The sequence below is a fragment of the Acinetobacter sp. GXMZU3951 genome (assembly GCF_054457875.1).
The window spans coordinates 253,347-271,470 of record NZ_JBTLFO010000004.1; the positions used below are offsets into that span (position 1 = coordinate 253,347).

The window sequence follows — 18,124 nt, forward strand, 5'->3', positions numbered from 1 at the left end:
GGCATCAATGAGTCTATAATTTAGTGTGTATCTAGCTTGTCGAAACCTTTAACCAAGGTATCTAATTCTTTAAGCTGCGCCAAGAAAGGCTCAAGCTGCGACATACGCAATGCGCATGGACCATCACACTTGGCTTTTTCAGGATCTGGATGAGCTTCTAAGAACAAACCTGCAAGACCTGTTGCCATACCAGCACGCGCAAGTGTCGTAATTTGCGCACGGCGACCACCTGCAGAATCAGCACGGCCACCTGGTGTTTGTAAAGCGTGGGTCACATCAAAGAACACTGGGACATTCATTTCTTTCATGATGTCAAAGCCCAACATGTCTACAACAAGATTGTTATAGCCAAATGCAGAACCACGTTCACAAAGAATCAGCTTGTCATTTCCTGCTTCTAAACACTTATGCAAAATGTGACGCATTTCGTGAGGTGCAAGGAACTGTGCTTTTTTGATATTGATGATGGCATCGGTTTTTGCCATCGCTTCAACCAAATCCGTTTGACGGCTTAAAAAAGCAGGCAACTGGATAATGTCAGCAACTTCAGCCACTGGTGCAGCCTGATAAGGTTCATGGACATCGGTAATGATTGGCACATTAAAATGCTTTTTAATGTCCCCTAACCATTCAATGCCCTTTTCCAAACCAGGACCACGGAATGAGTTTAAGCTCGAACGATTTGCTTTATCAAAACTTGCCTTAAATACATAAGGAATATCTAAGCGTTTGCAAATATCAATATAGGTTTCTGCAATCTCAAAAGCTAAATCTTTCGATTCTAATACGTTCATGCCGCCGAATAGTACAAATGGCAAGTGGTTTGCCATTTGTATATCGCCTAAACGTACAATTTCTTGTGGTTTTAATTGTGACATTTAAACTTTCCTAGTTTAGTCCTAGACATACCTTATTAAGCTTTTTGATGTTTTGCTTTCGCTGCACCAATAAAACCTGCAAATAATGGATGCCCATCACGTGGTGAACTTGTAAATTCCGGATGGAATTGTACAGCAATAAACCAAGGATGTTGAGGAATTTCAACAGTTTCAACTAAATGTTGAACTGGAGAATAACCTGAAACTTTCATACCCGCAGCTTCAATCGCTGGAATGAAACGGTTGTTCATTTCATAACGGTGACGGTGACGTTCTACAATTTCCGCTTTGCCGTAAACTTCACGTGTTTTAGTGCCTTCAACCAGTTCAGACTTCTGCGCACCTAAACGCATTGTTCCACCAAGGTCAGACTCTAGGCTACGCTGTTGTACTTCACCACGCTCATCTAACCATTCGGTAATCAAACCAATGAGTGGTGACTTCGTTGAACGGTTAAATTCTGTAGAAGTTGCATCTGCAATACCTGCTACATTACGAGCAAATTCAATCACTGCAAGCTGCATACCTAAACAGATACCAAGGAACGGCACATTGTTTTCACGTGCATACTGAATGGCTTTCATTTTGCCTTCTGTACCACGTTCACCAAAACCACCCGGTACAAGAATCGCATCAGCATCTTTCAATACAGTTGCAACATCTTGGCTTTCAAGGTCTTCAGCATTCACATAATCGATTTGCACTTTAACGCGGTTTTGAATACCAGCATGCAATAATGCTTCATTCACAGATTTATAGGCATCTGGAAGTTCTACATATTTACCGACCATTGCAACACGTACGGTATATTCAGGATTTAACAATGCTTCTACCACATTGTCCCAATCTGAAAGATCCGCTTCTGGCAAGTCATTAAAGCCAAAACGTTCACAGATTAAATCATCAACGTCTTGCTCATAGAATGTGCGTGGAATTTGGTAAATGGTTTTCGCATCTTTACACACCACCACCGCACGTGCTTCAACGTTGGTAAATAGTGCAATTTTGCGCGTCGTATCTGCATCTACATCGTATTCAGTACGGCAGATCAGGATGTCTGGCTGAATACCAATAGAAAGCAACTCTTTAACAGAGTGCTGTGTTGGCTTGGTTTTTAACTCAGCAGCAGATTTAATATAAGGTAACAACGTTAAATGCATCAGCATGGTACGTTTGTGACCTAATTCCACCATCAGTTGACGTACGGATTCCATGAATGGGAGAGATTCGATGTCACCGACTGTTCCACCAATTTCTACGATGGCAACGTCATATCCTTCACCTGCGCGAAGAACACGTTCTTTAATATTATCTGTAATGTGTGGAATTACTTGAACAGTACCACCTAAGTAATCACCGCGACGTTCTTTATTCAGTACGTCTTGATAAACACGACCAGAAGTAAAGTTGTTGAGCTTGGTCATTTTCGCACGACGTAAGAAACGTTCGTAATAACCCAAATCCAAGTCAGTCTCAGCACCATCTTCTGTGACAAAAACTTCACCGTGCTGGAATGGACTCATCGTCCCTGGATCGACATTAATGTATGGATCCATTTTGACCATGGTCACTTTTAAACCACGGGCTTCTAAAAGTGCAGCAACTGAAGCAGCTGAAATACCTTTACCTAGTGATGAAACTACACCACCAGTAACGAAAATAAAATGGGTCATTAAGTTTCTCGTACAATGGAGCCTAAATCGGCCTACAATGTTGTGCGATTTTACTTTACTCTGTACCAAGAAAGCAAAGTCAATTAGCAGCAATTCATAGATCAATAAACAATTGGCTATTCTATCAGCATTTCCGATAAAAATTTAGTAGGGAATCTCAGGATTTTTCATCTGTTATTTTACTGTTATACTACGCGCACTCTATTTATGCTTTATTTTGTGCAATTATGAATAAGAAACTTTTAATTTGTGGCGCCCTTGCAATGGGCTTGTTCCTGACCGCGTGTGTGAAAAAAGAAGAACCTAAAGATGACGAGCAGCAAGTTGAAACCAATCAAGCTGCATCTGAACCAGCACAGTTCCAACCTTTAGAAGCATCTCAAGCTGAAGAAGAAGTTGTCATTCCTGCCCAAGTTGAAGTAGAGCGCCAACAAACTGCGAATACCACCACTGAAATTCGTCGTGAAGAAACGCCTAAACCTGCGACTCAAGTGACTGAAGCACCTAAAGTAGAAGAGAAACCTGCTCCTTCTGCACAGCAACCGACAAAGCCAAATAGTACAGCTCAATCTGAAGATGATGCTGTCGCTGCTGCAATTGCTGCTGCAACCCCAGCATTAGACAATAAATAACTCTGAATGCTTTAAAAAAACCAGTTCAATTGAACTGGTTTTTTATTGTCTGTAAGAAATACTTAAACTTTAGGCTAGGCATGCAATTTAAGATAATCAGCCATCAGTCGTGCTGCCCAAGAACGGGTTTGTGTGAAACCTTCATAAAAACCGCAATGACTGCCCTTTTTAGTGGTCACTACAATGATATTTTCCATACGTTGTATCAGCGACTTATACGGTTCAAAATTCTTGATATGACAGACAGGATCATCCTCTGAATTTAAGACCATTAAAGGAATTCGAATATTTTGAAATACGTGTATCGGATTAATGGCTTGAGTATAACTCGCATAATCCTGAAAACCGGCCAATTCAAAATAACTTTTTTCAAATTCAGCCAGCGTTTTAACCGCCAAAACCTTCGGAAGCGATGCTACAGGCTGCCATGTGGACAAATAAGGATGAATAAAAGTATTAAACAGCTTTTTGGTCATGACCTTGCTATAAAATGGATGAATATTGTCAAATCCTAGTTCGGTGTTATAGCCAGGGCATAAGGCAAAAGCCGCTTTAAACGGCGTATCCGCCCCTTGTTCTCCTAAATAGCGCACCAATAACCCTGTTCCAGCCGATGAACCCACAGCATACAGTGCAGACTGTGGAAACTGCTGTTGAATATAGGTCACTTGTTCACGTAAATCCGAAGTTGAACCAAACAAGCTCATTTTAGGTACGGGTAAAGGTAAATCGGCATGACCACGCCGCAAACACAAGGCAATACGCCATCCAGTATATTGATGTAAATCACGGACCAACTCACGCATGCTGCTTAAATTACCGGTAATGGTATGTAAGAGCACAATGGTTGGCGTTTCTGCAGGTAATGCAAGTCCATACCAAGCGACTGCGGTAATACCGCCATCTTGCATGCTGAGCTGATCGATTCGATCATACTTTAGCTGAATGCTGCGTTTTTTAATGACATCGAAATACAACAAATGTGCATGTGTATTTGACAACCACGGTGTAGGACGATATTTCTGCTGGAGTTGCGGTAACTTTTCTAAAATACTTTTACTTGCCCCTTGCGGGTCATAATACATTTTAGGTTGTTCAGCACCCACCATTGCATCTAACCATGCTGAACCGATACTTTTAATTTTTTTTAAACTCGATATGCTCATATTCATCTATAACCTCTGACTATGAGTGAAAAGATTGCCGGACCAATGCAGCAATCTGCTGCCCCCAAAGCGCATAAATTTCTTTACTGGGATGAAAACCATCACTTGCCATGGGCAAATTCAAGCTTTGAAAGGTTTGAATATCAAAGTTAAGAAACTGGTACTGCGTTTGAGGTGCTAACCATTGCTGCAACTTTTGATTCATTTGTGCAGCATATTGACCAAACAGCCATGCCAATGGATTAGGTAAAGCGCTAAAGTGCTGCATCGGGGGCACGCCAGAGACAATAATCAGTTTGGGCTGAAAGCGATTTTGGATTTCTAAAAACAGTTGCTGTTGTTGTCTTAACCATTTTTTCGCGGAAATAAGCTTGGTCACATCATTCACACCAATTGAGGTCACGACCACATCATAGGGTTGTGGTGCTAAAAGTTGCAGCGCAGAAGTCACCTGTTGAGTGGTATCACCCGTTTTTGCATGTAATTTCCAGCGCACCAGATATTCGTCTTCTAAGCAGGACAAGATTACCCCTGACAAGGCTTCTTTTTGCGACTCTACCCCGACACCAGCAGCGGCTGAATCACCTAAAATTAATAAGGATAAAGGTTGCCCCTGACCTGAAATACCCTCTCGATCACCGCTGGCTTCGGCAAGGCGCGGTGTATTGTGACGAACTTTCAAGCCCTGTATCAGCAATACAGGCAACAAAGCCGCTGTCGAGAGCTTTAACCACATTGATATAACCTCAGATGATCAGGTGACTTAGGCACCTATTTTAGTTGGGTTGAAATTGTTGAATTCGTTGCCCCATTTGCGCAGCAAGAGCTTCCAATCCACTTTTCGGACGCAACATCACTTCAAAATCTATAATCTGCCCTTGCTCATTGAACTGAATCATATCAATACCTTTCAGTTTTTTATCGCCTACATTGGCAGAAAACTCTAAAACAGCAGATTGACCATCTTCAGTGATAAATTCACGGTGATAAGTAAAGTTCTCAAAGATTTGGATTACATTACTCAAAATAAACTGGACGACTGCTTTACCCTCATAAGGATGAAAAGCCACTGGTGAACGAAACACCACATTATCCGCCAAAAGCTCATTTAATAGGCTCATGTCGCGTGTAGCGATCATCTGGTGCCATTGTTGTAATGCATTTTGAGTTTGTTTTAGTTGCATTGCTTTATTTTCCTAAAAGTAAAAGAGGACCCGAAGGCCCCCTCAATTTTAAATTGCTGCTGCAAGTTCAGCACCTTGACGAATTGCACGTTTCGCATCCAATTCACCGGCTTCTTTGGCACCACCAATCAAGTGTACGGTTTTACCCTCTGCTTTCAGCTGATCAAACATGGCTGTGAATGGCTCTTGTCCTGCACACACCACCACATGATCAACTTCCAAGAGCATTGGTTTTTCATTCACAATGATATGTAAACCTTGGTCATCAACTTTTTCATAACTGGCACCCGCAATCATTTGTACATTACGGTTTTTTAAACCTGTACGGTGAATCCAGCCTGTAGTTTTTCCTAAGCCTGCACCTACAGTCGTTGGTTTACGTTGCAACAAGAAGATTTCACGTTCTGAAGCTTCAACATCAGGCTGTTTTAAACCACCAACATTGCTGTAAGCGGTATCAATCCCCCATTCATCATAGAATTTTTGTGGGTTTAAGCTACCACTTTCGCCTTCGTGGCTTAAGTATTCTGAGGTATCAAAACCAATACCGCCTGCGCCAATCACCGCGACACGCTTACCGACTGGCTTACGCTCTTTTAATACCTCGATGTAACTCAACACTTTTGGATGATCGATGCCTTCGAAGCTTAATTCACGTGGTGTTACCCCTGTCGCCACAACAATATCATCAAAATTGGCTTGGCTCAGTTCTTCATAAGTCGCCTTATGGTTCAATTGCAACTTGATCTTCGGCTGTAACAACTCAATTTTGCGCTTGAAGTAACGTAAAGTTTCATAGAATTCTTCTTTGCCTGGTACAGTTTTGGCAATATTGAACTGACCACCAATTTGATTCGAGGCTTCAAACAGGGTGACATTGTGACCACGCTCTGCTGCATAAGTCGCAAAACTTAGACCCGCCGGTCCAGCACCAATCACTGCGATGTTTTTTGGCTGATTCACCTCTTTGAAAATTAGTTCAGTTTCGTAACATGCACGTGGGTTGACCAAACAGGTTGCAATTTTCATCGAGAAAATGTGATCGAGGCAGGCTTGGTTACAACCGATACAGGTATTAATTTCATCGCTACGACCCTGTTCCGCTTTCACCACAAACTCAGGATCTGCCAACATTGGACGTGCCATCGACACGATATCTGCATCACCAGAAGCCAAGACATGCTCTGCCATTTCTGGGGTGTTAATACGGTTAGACGTCACCAACGGTAATTTAACGCTGCCTTTTAATTTCTTGGTCACCCAAGTAAATGCTGCTCGTGGCACCTTGGTGGCAATTGTTGGAATACGTGCTTCATGCCAACCAATACCCGTATTGATAATCGTTGCCCCAGCTTTTTCAATTTCTTTGGCTAAGTGAATCACTTCATCTAAGCTTGAACCACCTTCGACCAAATCCAACATTGACAAACGATAGATGATGATAAAGTTTTCACCCACGGCTTCGCGGGTACGCTTCACGATTTCAATAGGGAAACGGATACGCTTTTCATAGCTGCCGCCCCACTCATCATCGCGGTGGTTGGTACGTGCAGCGATAAATTCATTAATGAGGTAACCTTCAGACCCCATAATTTCCACACCATCGTAACCTGCATACTGAGCAAGTTTGGCGCAATTCACAAAATCATCGATGGTTTGCTGGACTTCAGCCGAGCTTAATTCTTTAGGACGGCTTGGGTTAATCGGTGCCTGAATCGCAGAAGGTGCAACAATATCTTTTTGATATGAATAACGACCCGTATGCAAAATCTGTAGCGCAATTTTACCGCCCGCATCATGTACCGCTTGAGTAATCACTTTATGGTGTTCAGCTTCTTCACGCGTATCGAGCTTAGAACCACCTTGAAAAGTTAAACCATGATCATTCGGTGAAATACCGCCAGTCACAATCAGCCCCACACCGCCTTTTGCACGCTCAGCATAGAACGCTGCCATACGGTCATAACCACCTGGGGCTTCTTCTAGACCAACGTGCATAGAACCCATCAATACGCGGTTTTTAAGCGTGGTAAATCCCAAATCTAATGGGGCAAGTAAATGTGGAAAATTGGACATGAGACCTCCATGGCTTGCAATGTGCTGGCTAAATTTGCTTTTGTGCAACTTGTTGCACTAATTTATAATCTAATTTTGAAATCTATGCAACATGTTGCATAATGTCTTTCTCTTAAGTTTATTTATGCTTACTTATGTCCTTAGCTCACGTCCTACTGACCAGTCTGATTGAAAAACCAAGTACAGGAATTGAACTGGCACGACGTTTTGACCGCTCTATGGGCTTTTTCTGGAATGCCACACATCAGCAAATTTATCGTGAACTGAGTGCCATGCAGCAAAAAGGCTGGATCTCGACGATTGAAGATGAAGGCGCGACCAGCCGAAAAAAGACTTATCAAGTCGAACAACTGGGTCGGACAGAACTGGCGGACTGGATGGTCAAGCAAAGTCCGCCTGCACAGTTGCGTGAAGAACTGATGGTTCGCTTAAGAGCAGAAGCGCAAATGGGTGAAGCAACCGTATTGCCAGAACTCGAACGTCATTTGCTACTACACCAAGAGAAACTCCAAATCTATCAACAAATTTATAATAAAGATTTCTCATCGTCAGAAAATGAAAATCGGACTTTATATATTCATAAAATGATTTTACAGTTAGGGATCGACCTAGAAGTTGGCTGGATTCAATGGCTTGAGGCGATGATTACAGGTCTAAAAAATTTCGATTAACAAAAGCAAGAGAACATTAATATGCCTTACTACCGCATGCCCGATCAGGAACAATTGTATGTTCGTGAATTTGGTCAGGGTAAACCTGTACTGGTCTTATCCGGTTTAGGCATGCAAAGTTGGCAATGGATGCCTTTTTTAATTCAGAACAGTCAACAATTTAAGTTCATTATTCCAGATTGGCGTGGTTTTGGTCGTTCAAAAGATTGCCGTATACCTGAAATAGATGCCATTTCCAGCCATTGGCGTGATTTAGAGGCCTTAATCCAACAATTAAAGTATTCGGAATTTGCTGTCATTGCGTTTTCTATGGGCGCAACAACTGCGATGCATGGCATGAAGTATGGCAACTTAAAACAGTATTTGAATCGCTATTTACATATTGATCAAGCCCCTAAAATAAGCGTAGATTCACACTGGCCCTATGGTTTATTAAGTCAGCAGCATCTTGCTTTTAAAAAGGTCTTGGCAGAAATTTCGTTATTTTTTTCGGCCTTACCTCCTGTGCACAGTCTAGAAGATCTTGAACCAGCTTCCCGTCAGGAATTTATTAAAATCTGGAGTAAATTCAGCCTATTACAAAATAGCAACGCCTTTAGTCCGGTGCTGTGGAACACCGCATTAAAGTACGATAAATTACAAAAACATCTATTGCCACTGCATCGACTCGACTATCTGGCATGGTATATCAATAACTATTTATATCATGATGAAGACTATCGAGATGCTATTGCGGCACTGGATTGTCCAACCACCTTTTTTATTGGTGAAAAATCGACGCTTTATCCTTCTCTGGGACAAATAATTGTCGCCAACAGTGTTAAAAATGCCAGACAGGTCATTTTTGAACGTTCAGGACATGCTATTTTGATTAATGAACCGTTTAAATTTAAGCGAGAAATCTCCCGCTTTCTTTCAGACTATCATTAAGCATAAGACTAAAGTTGTATTAAAGCACTGCCCGATCGTATTTGATTGCTTCAAGGTCATAGACCTGATAAATACAGTCAAATAAGGAGCGGATATCTTCACTTTCATCCATACTTCGGATAGCGAGGAAGATGGGACTCACCGCAGCATCATCCAACAAAGGAATGTAATTCAGGTGCGGAAACTGAATGCTACAGGCACTTTCAGGCACAATACAGATCCCTTCGCCCGCAGCCACCAAGCCCAGTGCTAACTGAATTTCTCGTACTTCCCTTAAAGTTCTTGGCTCTAAGCCATACTCAGAAAACAAGCCTCTGACTTGCGTAGAGAAATTCGGTTTGGGATGACTTGGATATAAAAACAGACTCTCTTCAACCAGATCTGCAAGGTATACCCCTTGTTTTTGTGATGCCAATGGATGGCTACTGTGTGCAGCGACCATTAACGGTTCTTCACGTAACAATACCCGACGAATGGCTGGATCTGAGATTCTTAATCGTCCAAAACCAACATCAATACGCCCTTCCTTGAGGGCTTGAATCTGATCTTTAGTGCTCATTTCAATCAGTTCAATTTTAAGCTGAGGTTGCTGCTGGCGAAACAAGTACACAATTCTTGGCAATAAACCGTACAGCAAAGAGCCAACAAAGCCCATAGTAACAGTCCGTTCGACCATGCCCACGCGCTTGGTCATCGACTTGATTTCTTCAGCATTAGACAAAAGTTTGACCGCATGCTGATAGAAAAACTGACCTGCTGGCGTGGTCTGTAAAGGTCGACTCCCTCGCTCAAATAATTGAATTCCCAGCTCTCCTTCCAGATTTTGAATCTGCCGACTAAGTGGTGGTTGAGCAATAAATAGTTTTTCCGCAGCTTTGGTAAAGCTTTGTTCCTCTACAACCGCTACAAAATAGCGTAGGTGTCTAAGTTCCATAAGACTTCATACCTTTAAAATATAAAAAAATGCAAAAATGATCTTCGACAGGATTAATTCATTCTTTTAAGGTATACCACATGAATTAGACAAATCAAGATAGCGAAGCCGAAAGATGTATAAATCGATTGAAACGTTGCTTGTAGAAATACCAACTGTCCGCCCACACAAAATGGCGGTAGCAACAATGCAAACTCAAACGCTGGTCCTGATCAAAGTCACCACCGAAGATGGCTTTGTGGGCTGGGGCGAAGCAACCACGATTGGCGGCTTAGGCTATGGCGAAGAAAGTCCCGAGAGTATTAAAACCAATATCGAAACTTATTTTGCCCCATTACTGAAATCTTTATCCGGTTTGAATGTGGCGCAAACCATACAAACATTGAAACGAAATATCAATGGCAATCGCTTTGCGAAAAACGCCATTCAGACCGCCTTATTTGATATTCAAGCACAACGTTTAGGTTTACCAATCAGTGAAGTGCTTGGAGGTCGTTTAAGACATAGCGTCCCTGTGCTATGGGTCTTGGCCTCTGGTGATACTGATAAAGATATTGCTGAAGCACAGCAAATGATTGCTTGCAAACGACACAATACCTTCAAGTTAAAGATTGGTTCACGTCGTGTTGAAGAAGATGTGGCACATGTTTTAGCGATTAAACAAGCACTGGGTCCAGACATTTCCATTCGAGTAGATGTGAATCGTGCTTGGTCCGAACTTGAAGCCATTAAAGGCATTCAACGCCTACAAGATGGCGGTATCGATTTAATTGAACAGCCATGTGCAATTGACAACATTGATGCCATGCAGCGTCTTACCCGCCGTTTTGATATTGCCATTATGGCAGATGAATCATTGATGGGTCCTGACAGTGCTTATCGACTTGCAAAACGCAATGGTGCTTCGGTATTTGCCGTGAAAATCGCGCAATCAGGTGGTTTGGTCGAAGCCAGCGAAGTCGGGAAAATTGCCAAATTGGCAGGAATTGATCTGTATGGTGGCACCATGCTTGAAGGGCCGATTGGCACGATGGCATCGGCACAAGTCTTTTCCACTTTTCACAATCTAGCCTATGGCACCGAACTGTTTGGTCCACTATTACTCACCGAAGAAATTTTAAAGACCCCCCTGCAATATCAAAATTTTGAGCTGATGTTACCGGCCACAGCTGGACTGGGTATTGAGCTTGATGAAGACAAAATTGACAACTTACGTCGTCAATAATGAGGAGAAACCCATGCTTTTCCACGTACGTATGGATGTAAACATTCCATTGGACATGCCAGCTGAAACGGTCAACGACATTAAAGCTGTAGAAAAAGCTTATTCACAGGAATTACAGCGTCAAGGCAAGTGGCGTCATATTTGGCGCATTACGGGCCAGTATTCCAACATCAGTATTTTTGATGTCGAGAGCAATGAAGAACTTCACAACATTTTACAAGTCCTTCCTCTCTACCCTTACATGAATATTGAAGTGATGGCATTAAATCGTCACCCCTCATCTATTCGTGAAGATGACAGCTGATACAACACAGGCACTGGAATCAGTCATTTTTCCAGCAACCAAAAAGATATAGATATTTAACACACCGAGTAAACAAGGAACGTGGCAGCCAATTATCTCTTATTAAAGTTCAGAGATATTCGCCACCAAAGCGCATACATCCAAGGAGTAACGAAATGGATCGTCAAACCATTGAAAATATTGTTAAAGCTTGTAACGTTGACACATCTGAAGGTCCAGTCAATGCACGAGTACAACAAGTACTTGTCCGTTTAGTTACAGATTTATTCCAAGCGATTGAAGACTTAGATTTAAGCCAATCAGAAGTTTGGAAAGGTATTGAAAAGATTATTGATATTGCAAAAGCAGACGAATTTGCATTGATGGGCTCTGCTGTCGGTCTTGAGCACTTCCTAGACTTACGTGCTGACGAAGCTGATGCGAAAGCAGGCTTAACAGGTGGTACACCGCGTACTATTGAAGGCCCACTGTATGTGGCGGGTGCGCCTGAATCGACTGGTTTTGCCCGTATGGACGATGGTTCAGAAGAAGGCAAAATCCCGACTTTAATCATTGAAGGTACGGTTACAGATACTGAAGGCAATATCATTCCTAATGCCAAAGTTGAAGTATGGCATGCAAACAGCCACGGTAACTATTCATTCTTTGATAAGTCACAAAGCCACTTTAATCTTCGTCGCTCAATCTTTACTGACGAAAATGGCCAATATGTTGCACAAACAACGATGCCTGTAGGGTATGGCTTAAACCCAGAAGGTCCACTGCAAGGTGTATTAAACCAAATCTCGCGTCACGGTCAGCGTCCAGCACACGTGCACTATTTCATCTCTGCACCTGGCTACCGTAAGCTCACGACTCAATTCAACATCGAAGGTGACAAATACCTTTGGGATGACTTCGCATTCGGTACACGTGAAGGTCTGGTTGCAGAAGCGATAGACGTAACAGATGAAGCTGAGATCGCTCGTCGTGGATTGAAAGCGCCTTTCAAACACATCCAGTTCAACATTGCTCTTCAGCATGATAAAGAAGGTGCGCCTTCTACTGAAGTTGAGCGTCGTCGCGCAAGCGCATAATTTAAATGGAATCGGGATGTGATGATTGAAATTCATCCCGATGACTTCCCCTCCTTGGAAAGTCGGAGAAAGGACATGCCTCGTATTCCTGTAATTAATACCAGCCACTTAGACCGCATTGACGAATTACTGGTTGATGATTTTGAATCTGGTGAATTTAAACTACACCGTTCAGTCTTTACAGACCAAGCTCTGTTTGACCTAGAAATGAAATACATTTTTGAAGGCAACTGGGTTTATTTGGCACATGAAAGCCAAATTCCAAACAACAACGACTACTACACCACTTACATTGGTCGCCAGCCAATTATCATTGCGCGTAACCGCAATGGCGAATTGAATGCCATGATCAATGCATGTTCACACCGTGGTGCACAGTTATGTCGTTACAAACGTGGTAACAAAGCAACTTATACTTGCCCATTCCACGGTTGGACTTTTAACAACTCGGGTAAGTTATTAAAAGTGAAAGACCCTGCCGATGCGGGCTATTCAGATTGCTTTAACAAAGACGGTTCACATGACTTGAAAAAAGTTGCCCGCTTTGAAAGCTATAAAGGTTTCTTATTTGGTAGCTTAAACCCAGATGTTCCATCTTTAGAAGAATACCTCGGTGAAGCCACTAAAATTATTGACATGATTGTGGGTCAATCACAACAAGGTCTTGAAGTTTTACGCGGTTCGTCGACTTACACCTATGAAGGTAACTGGAAGTTAACTGCTGAAAATGGTGCCGATGGTTACCACGTGTCTGCCGTGCACTGGAACTATGCTGCAACTACTCAGCAACGTAAAGAAAAAGAAGCGGGTGACAATATTCGTGCCATGAGCGCAGGCTCATGGGGTAAACAAGGCGGTGGTTCTTACGGCTTTGAAAATGGTCACATGCTACTTTGGACGCAATGGGCGAACCCTGAAGACCGTCCTAACTTTGCCAAGAAAGATGAATACACCGAACAATACGGTGAAGCAATGGCGAAATGGATGATCGAACGTTCACGTAACTTGTGTATCTATCCAAACGTGTACTTCATGGATCAGTTCGGTTCACAAATTCGTGTATTGCGTCCGCTTTCTGTCGATAAGACTGAAGTGACGATTTACTGTATTGCCCCTGTTGGTGAAGAGCCAGAAGCACGCGCACGCCGTATTCGTCAATACGAAGACTTCTTTAACGCATCAGGTATGGCGACGCCAGACGATCTTGAAGAATTCCGTGCATGCCAAGCGGGTTACGCAGGTATCGCGCTTGAGTGGAACGATATGTGCCGTGGTTCTAAGCATTGGATTCAAGGTCCCGATGATGCTGCCAACGAAATTGGCTTAAAACCAAAACTCTCTGGCATTAAAACTGAAGATGAAGGCTTATACCTTGCTCAGCACCAGCACTGGTTAGAACTGATTAAACAAGGCATCGCAACTGAAAAAGAAATTGCGGCAGCAACTGAAGGAGAAAACGCATGAGCGCGATTACTTTAGAAAATATTGCCCAATTCCTTTATCAAGAAGCGCGCTTTTTAGATGATGAGCAATGGGATGATTGGTTACAGTGCTATGCACCTACTGCGTCTTTCTGGATGCCAGCATGGGATGACGATGACCGTTTAACCCAAGACCCTCAGTCTGAAATCTCGTTAATTTACTATCCAGACCGTCAAGGTTTAGAAGACCGTGTGTTCCGTATTAAAACTGAGCGTTCCTCTGCAACCATGCCAGACACACGTACGAGCCATAACATCAACAACATCGAAATTGTTGAACGTGATGGCGATAAAGTGACTGTACGTTTTAACTGGAATACCTTGAGTTTCCGTTACAAAACTAACTACAGCTACTTTGGGATGTCACGCTATGAAATCGATTTTTCGGGTGACAAACCGCAAATTTTAAGCAAGTACGTGGTGCTGAAAAACGATTACATCAACCAAGTAATTGATATTTATCACCTCTAAGACTGTATTCATTTACAGCAAGGTAAACCCTTTCAGCCAGATGGAATCTTGGCTGGAAGGTCAAGTTTCAAAGATTTATATAGGATATTCAGCCATGTCAAACCACAATATTGCACTTCAATTTGAAGATGGCGTTACACGTTTTATTTCTGTTACCGATGGTGAAACACTGTCAGACGCAGCTTACCGTCAAAAGATCAATATTCCTTTGGACTGCCGTGACGGTGCATGCGGAACGTGCCGCGCGTTTTGTGAATCAGGTTCGTATGACATGCCTGAAGAAACTTATATTGAAGATGCACTGACCCCTGAAGAAGCTGCACAAGGCTACATTCTGGCCTGTCAATGTAAACCCACTTCAGACGCCGTATTCCAAATTCAAGCAACCTCGGATGTATGTAAAACTGAAATTCATGCCTTTGAAGGTACTTTGTCACGTGTCGAAAACTTATCAGACTCGACCATTACTTTTGATATTCAGTTAGATGAAGGTCAACCTGACATTCACTTCTTGGCAGGTCAATATGTGAATGTGGGTATTCCTGGTACAACAGAAACCCGTTCTTATTCATTTAGCTCTAAGCCAGGCAACCGCTTAACAGGTTTTGTGGTCCGTAACGTACCAAACGGCAAAATGAGTGAATTCTTAAGCCAAAATGCAAAAGCAGGCGACAAAATGACCTTTACCGGCCCATTTGGTAGCTTCTATTTACGTAATGTCGTACGTCCTGTGCTGATGTTGGCGGGTGGTACAGGCATTGCTCCTTTCATGTCGATGTTGCAAGTACTCGAAGAAAAAGGGTCAGAACAGCCCGTCCGTTTAGTCTTTGGCGTAACCAATGATTTTGACTTGGTCGCGATTGAAAAATTAAACGAACTTCAAGACAAATTCTCTTGGTTCGAGTATCGCACTGTAGTGGCCAATCCAGAGTCTGCACATGCGCGTAAAGGTTATGTCACAGGTCATATCGAGAATGAATGGCTCAACGCTGGCGATGTCGATATCTATTTATGTGGCCCTGTCCCTATGGTTGAAGCGGTTCGCGGCTGGTTAGATGCAGAAGGTGTTAAACCGGCAAACTTCCTATTTGAAAAATTCTCTGCCAACTAAGTTTGTTAGACATCCTCTATTGTTAGACATCCTCTAGAAGTCGGAGAACAAAATGAACCGTTCAAAAAGATTTGAAAACAAAGTGGTCATCGTCACTGGTGCCGCCCAAGGCATCGGTCGCGGTGTCGCGGTACAAGTGGCGAGCGAAGGTGCTCAAGTGGTTATGGCTGATCTTTCTCCTTATGTAGAAGAAGTGTTGGCAGAAATTGAAGAGCTTGGTGGCGATGCCGTAACGGTAAAAGCCAACCTTGAAACATTTGCAGGCGCAGAATCTGTGGTTGCCAAAGCACTAGATACCTACGGGCGTGTTGATGTACTGATTAACAACGTGGGTGGGGCAATCTGGATGAAACCGTTCCAAGAGTTTTCTGAAGAAGAAATTATCAAGGAAGTGAATCGTTCATTGTTCCCAACCCTATGGTGCTGCCGAGCAGTCCTACCAGAAATGATTAAAAATCAGCAAGGGACAATTGTAAACGTCTCTTCAATTGCAACACGTGGCATTAACCGTGTGCCTTATTCGGCCTCAAAAGGTGGCGTGAATGGCCTAACCGCTTCCCTTGCCTTTGAACATGCCAAAGATGGTATTCGTGTAAATGCTGTCGCGACTGGCGGTACAGAAGCGCCACCACGTAAGGTGCCACGTAATGCAAACCCACTGTCTGAATCCGAAAAAGAGTGGATGCAGCAAGTGGTCGATCAAACCATTGACCGTACTTTCTTGGGTCGCTACGGCAGCATTCAAGAGCAAGTGAATGCCATCTTATTCCTTGCCTCAGATGAATCTTCTTATATGACAGGTACAGTCGTACCTGTAGGTGGTGGTGATCAGGGTTAACCTGATCATTTGATTTTTACAGGAACATTGAACACATCAGCATGGAGGCAATGCAATGGTACACCTGTTAGAGCGCTTAAAACGTGATTGGTCAATTTCAGCCAGTGTGGCAGGATTTTTAGCGGTTCTGATTTCATATTCAGGACCACTGATTATTTTCTTTCAGGCGGCACAGCAAGCCCAAGTGTCTACCGATATGATGGTTTCCTGGATTTGGGGAATATCCATTGGTGCGGCACTGGCAGGCATCTTGCTCTCCATTAAATTCAAAGTTCCTGTCATCACGGCTTGGTCTGCACCAGGTACAGCCCTGCTTGTGACCCTATTTCCAGATATTTCACTGAATGAAGCGGTGGCTGCCTATATCACCACTGCGGTTGCTATTTTTGTGATTGGTGCTTCAGGTTATTTTGACAAGTTGTTGGCTTGGATTCCTCAAGATATTGCAGCAGCGATGATGGCGGGTATTCTATTGCAATTTGGGCTTGGGCTTTTCTTAGCCACCGACAGCATGCCTGTGATCGTGTTTGGCATGCTTGTGGCCTTTCTGTTTGCAAAACGGTTCAGTCCTCGTTATGCCATGGTCTGGGTCTTGTGTGCGGGCGTCGCACTCAGCCTGTTCTTGGGCAAAATGAATCCTGTCAGCATGCAATTCTCACTGGCGATTCCACATTTCATTCAACCCGAATGGACGTGGAATTCCACTTTAAATCTGGCACTCCCGCTCATTTTGGTAAGTCTAACGGGTCAGTTTTTACCTGGTATGGCCATTATGAAACTCAGTGGTTATGACACCCCTGCCAAGCCCATCATTATGACCACCAGCATTGCGTCCTTAGCTGTGGCCTGTGTGGGCGGTATTACCATCGTTCTGGCTTCCATTACCGCTGCTTTATGTATGGGTAAGGATGCGCACGAGCTAAAAGAAAAACGCTATATCGCAGGGATTGCCAACGGGATTTTCTACATTCTAGGTGGGCTTTTTGCGGGCAGTATCGTGATGCTGTTTAGCTTACTCCCTAAAGAGCTGGTGGCTGCCTTAGCAGGTTTGGCACTCCTTGGCGCGATCGCAACCAACATGAGTGCTGCCATGAAAAATAAAGCCCACCGTGATGCTGCCTTAATTACTTTTCTGGCCACAGCATCAGGCATGCATTTTCTAGGGCTGAGTTCCGTCTTTTGGGGCATCTGTATTGGTTTATTGGCACATGTAATTTTAACCAAACGTTCCACAGAACCAGCCCCGCTTTCATCCACCCAATCAAGTAAAAGTTAATCTGACCTACATTATGGTCTAGGAAATATTATGATTGACAAAAGTAATGCATCTCTGACTGAGGTGCTCTCCCAAATCACCGATGGCTCAACCATCATGATCGGTGGTTTTGGCACAGCAGGCCAACCCGCTGAACTCATTGACGGGCTGATCAAGCTTGGACGTAAAGACCTGACCATTGTCAGCAACAACGCCGGC

19 protein-coding genes are annotated in these 18,124 nt (G+C 43.2%); 12 read left to right on the forward strand and 7 right to left on the reverse strand.

The genetic code is table 11. From position 1 onward, the window contains the following. Positions 1 to 20 precede the first annotated feature (20 nt). Both kdsA and ACX17N_RS08970 read right to left on the reverse strand, forming a co-directional pair. Positions 21 to 878, reverse strand: coding sequence for a 3-deoxy-8-phosphooctulonate synthase (gene kdsA, locus ACX17N_RS08965; RefSeq protein WP_458892214.1), 858 nt, complete (start codon positions 876 to 878; stop codon positions 21 to 23). A gap of 35 nt (positions 879 to 913) precedes the next feature. Then, the gene (locus ACX17N_RS08970) at positions 914 to 2,551 is read right to left on the reverse strand and encodes a CTP synthase (RefSeq protein WP_458892215.1); all 1,638 of its coding nucleotides are present in this window, start codon (positions 2,549 to 2,551) and stop codon (positions 914 to 916) included. Positions 2,552 to 2,778: 227 nt separating this feature from the next. On the opposite strand from ACX17N_RS08970, the gene ACX17N_RS08975 reads away from it, so the two are divergent. Further along, the gene (locus ACX17N_RS08975; RefSeq protein WP_458892216.1) at positions 2,779 to 3,183 is read left to right on the forward strand and encodes an internalin; all 405 of its coding nucleotides are present in this window, start codon (positions 2,779 to 2,781) and stop codon (positions 3,181 to 3,183) included. 74 nt (positions 3,184 to 3,257) lie between these two features. Here the strand turns inward: ACX17N_RS08975 and ACX17N_RS08980 are convergent, their stop codons facing one another. Genes ACX17N_RS08980 through ACX17N_RS08995 form a run of 4 tightly spaced genes read right to left on the reverse strand, consistent with a single transcriptional unit; the run spans position 3,258 to position 7,609 of the window. Further along, on the reverse strand, positions 3,258 to 4,349 hold the full coding sequence (locus tag ACX17N_RS08980; protein ID WP_458892217.1) for a YheT family hydrolase: 1,092 nt from the start codon (positions 4,347 to 4,349) through the stop codon (positions 3,258 to 3,260). A gap of 19 nt (positions 4,350 to 4,368) precedes the next feature. Next, positions 4,369 to 5,085, reverse strand: a complete 717-nt coding sequence (locus tag ACX17N_RS08985) for an SGNH/GDSL hydrolase family protein (RefSeq protein ID WP_458892218.1) — start codon at positions 5,083 to 5,085, stop codon at positions 4,369 to 4,371. A 40-nt stretch (positions 5,086 to 5,125) separates the two neighbouring features. Continuing rightward, positions 5,126 to 5,533 carry a nuclear transport factor 2 family protein gene (locus ACX17N_RS08990; RefSeq protein ID WP_458892219.1) on the reverse strand — a complete coding sequence of 136 codons (408 nt, stop codon included), beginning with the start codon at positions 5,531 to 5,533 and terminating at the stop codon, positions 5,126 to 5,128. 48 nt (positions 5,534 to 5,581) lie between these two features. After that, the gene (locus ACX17N_RS08995) at positions 5,582 to 7,609 is read right to left on the reverse strand and encodes an FAD-dependent oxidoreductase (protein ID WP_458892221.1); all 2,028 of its coding nucleotides are present in this window, start codon (positions 7,607 to 7,609) and stop codon (positions 5,582 to 5,584) included. 134 nt (positions 7,610 to 7,743) lie between these two features. Between ACX17N_RS08995 and ACX17N_RS09000 the strand changes: the two genes are divergently transcribed. Both ACX17N_RS09000 and ACX17N_RS09005 read left to right on the forward strand, forming a co-directional pair. Continuing rightward, positions 7,744 to 8,280 carry a PadR family transcriptional regulator gene (locus tag ACX17N_RS09000; protein WP_458892222.1) on the forward strand — a complete coding sequence of 179 codons (537 nt, stop codon included), beginning with the start codon at positions 7,744 to 7,746 and terminating at the stop codon, positions 8,278 to 8,280. Between the two features lie 21 nt (positions 8,281 to 8,301). Beyond that, positions 8,302 to 9,210, forward strand: coding sequence for an alpha/beta fold hydrolase (locus ACX17N_RS09005; RefSeq protein ID WP_458892223.1), 909 nt, complete (start codon positions 8,302 to 8,304; stop codon positions 9,208 to 9,210). A gap of 19 nt (positions 9,211 to 9,229) precedes the next feature. On the opposite strand, the gene ACX17N_RS09010 is transcribed toward ACX17N_RS09005, so the two are convergent. Then, positions 9,230 to 10,144, reverse strand: a complete 915-nt coding sequence (locus ACX17N_RS09010; RefSeq protein ID WP_458892224.1) for a LysR substrate-binding domain-containing protein — start codon at positions 10,142 to 10,144, stop codon at positions 9,230 to 9,232. Between the two features lie 115 nt (positions 10,145 to 10,259). Between ACX17N_RS09010 and ACX17N_RS09015 the strand changes: the two genes are divergently transcribed. From ACX17N_RS09015 to ACX17N_RS09055, 9 genes are all read left to right on the forward strand, one after another. After that, on the forward strand, positions 10,260 to 11,369 hold the full coding sequence (locus ACX17N_RS09015) for a muconate/chloromuconate family cycloisomerase (protein ID WP_458892225.1): 1,110 nt from the start codon (positions 10,260 to 10,262) through the stop codon (positions 11,367 to 11,369). Positions 11,370 to 11,382: 13 nt separating this feature from the next. Next, positions 11,383 to 11,673 carry a muconolactone Delta-isomerase gene (gene catC, locus ACX17N_RS09020; protein WP_458892226.1) on the forward strand — a complete coding sequence of 97 codons (291 nt, stop codon included), beginning with the start codon at positions 11,383 to 11,385 and terminating at the stop codon, positions 11,671 to 11,673. 155 nt (positions 11,674 to 11,828) lie between these two features. Continuing rightward, positions 11,829 to 12,749 (forward strand): catechol 1,2-dioxygenase, encoded by a 921-nt coding sequence (gene catA, locus ACX17N_RS09025; protein ID WP_458892227.1) that lies wholly within the window; start codon positions 11,829 to 11,831, stop codon positions 12,747 to 12,749. A 75-nt stretch (positions 12,750 to 12,824) separates the two neighbouring features. Further along, complete coding sequence (gene benA / locus ACX17N_RS09030) at positions 12,825 to 14,213, forward strand: benzoate 1,2-dioxygenase large subunit (protein ID WP_458892228.1); 1,389 nt, start codon at positions 12,825 to 12,827, stop codon at positions 14,211 to 14,213. Then, positions 14,210 to 14,701, forward strand: coding sequence for a benzoate 1,2-dioxygenase small subunit (benB, locus tag ACX17N_RS09035; protein WP_458892229.1), 492 nt, complete (start codon positions 14,210 to 14,212; stop codon positions 14,699 to 14,701). The genes benA and benB overlap by 4 nt, the downstream gene beginning before the upstream one ends. A gap of 94 nt (positions 14,702 to 14,795) precedes the next feature. Beyond that, a complete protein-coding gene (gene benC, locus ACX17N_RS09040; RefSeq protein WP_458892230.1) occupies positions 14,796 to 15,812 on the forward strand; it encodes a benzoate 1,2-dioxygenase electron transfer component BenC in 1,017 nt (338 codons plus the stop codon). 52 nt (positions 15,813 to 15,864) lie between these two features. Then, a complete protein-coding gene (benD, locus tag ACX17N_RS09045; protein WP_458892232.1) occupies positions 15,865 to 16,650 on the forward strand; it encodes a benzoate diol dehydrogenase BenD in 786 nt (261 codons plus the stop codon). 55 nt (positions 16,651 to 16,705) lie between these two features. Further along, a complete protein-coding gene (benE, locus tag ACX17N_RS09050; RefSeq protein WP_458892233.1) occupies positions 16,706 to 17,926 on the forward strand; it encodes a benzoate/H(+) symporter BenE in 1,221 nt (406 codons plus the stop codon). Between the two features lie 30 nt (positions 17,927 to 17,956). Further along, positions 17,957 to 18,124, forward strand: a 168-nt coding sequence (locus ACX17N_RS09055) for a CoA-transferase (protein WP_458892252.1), incomplete at its 3' end; no start/stop codon positions are given.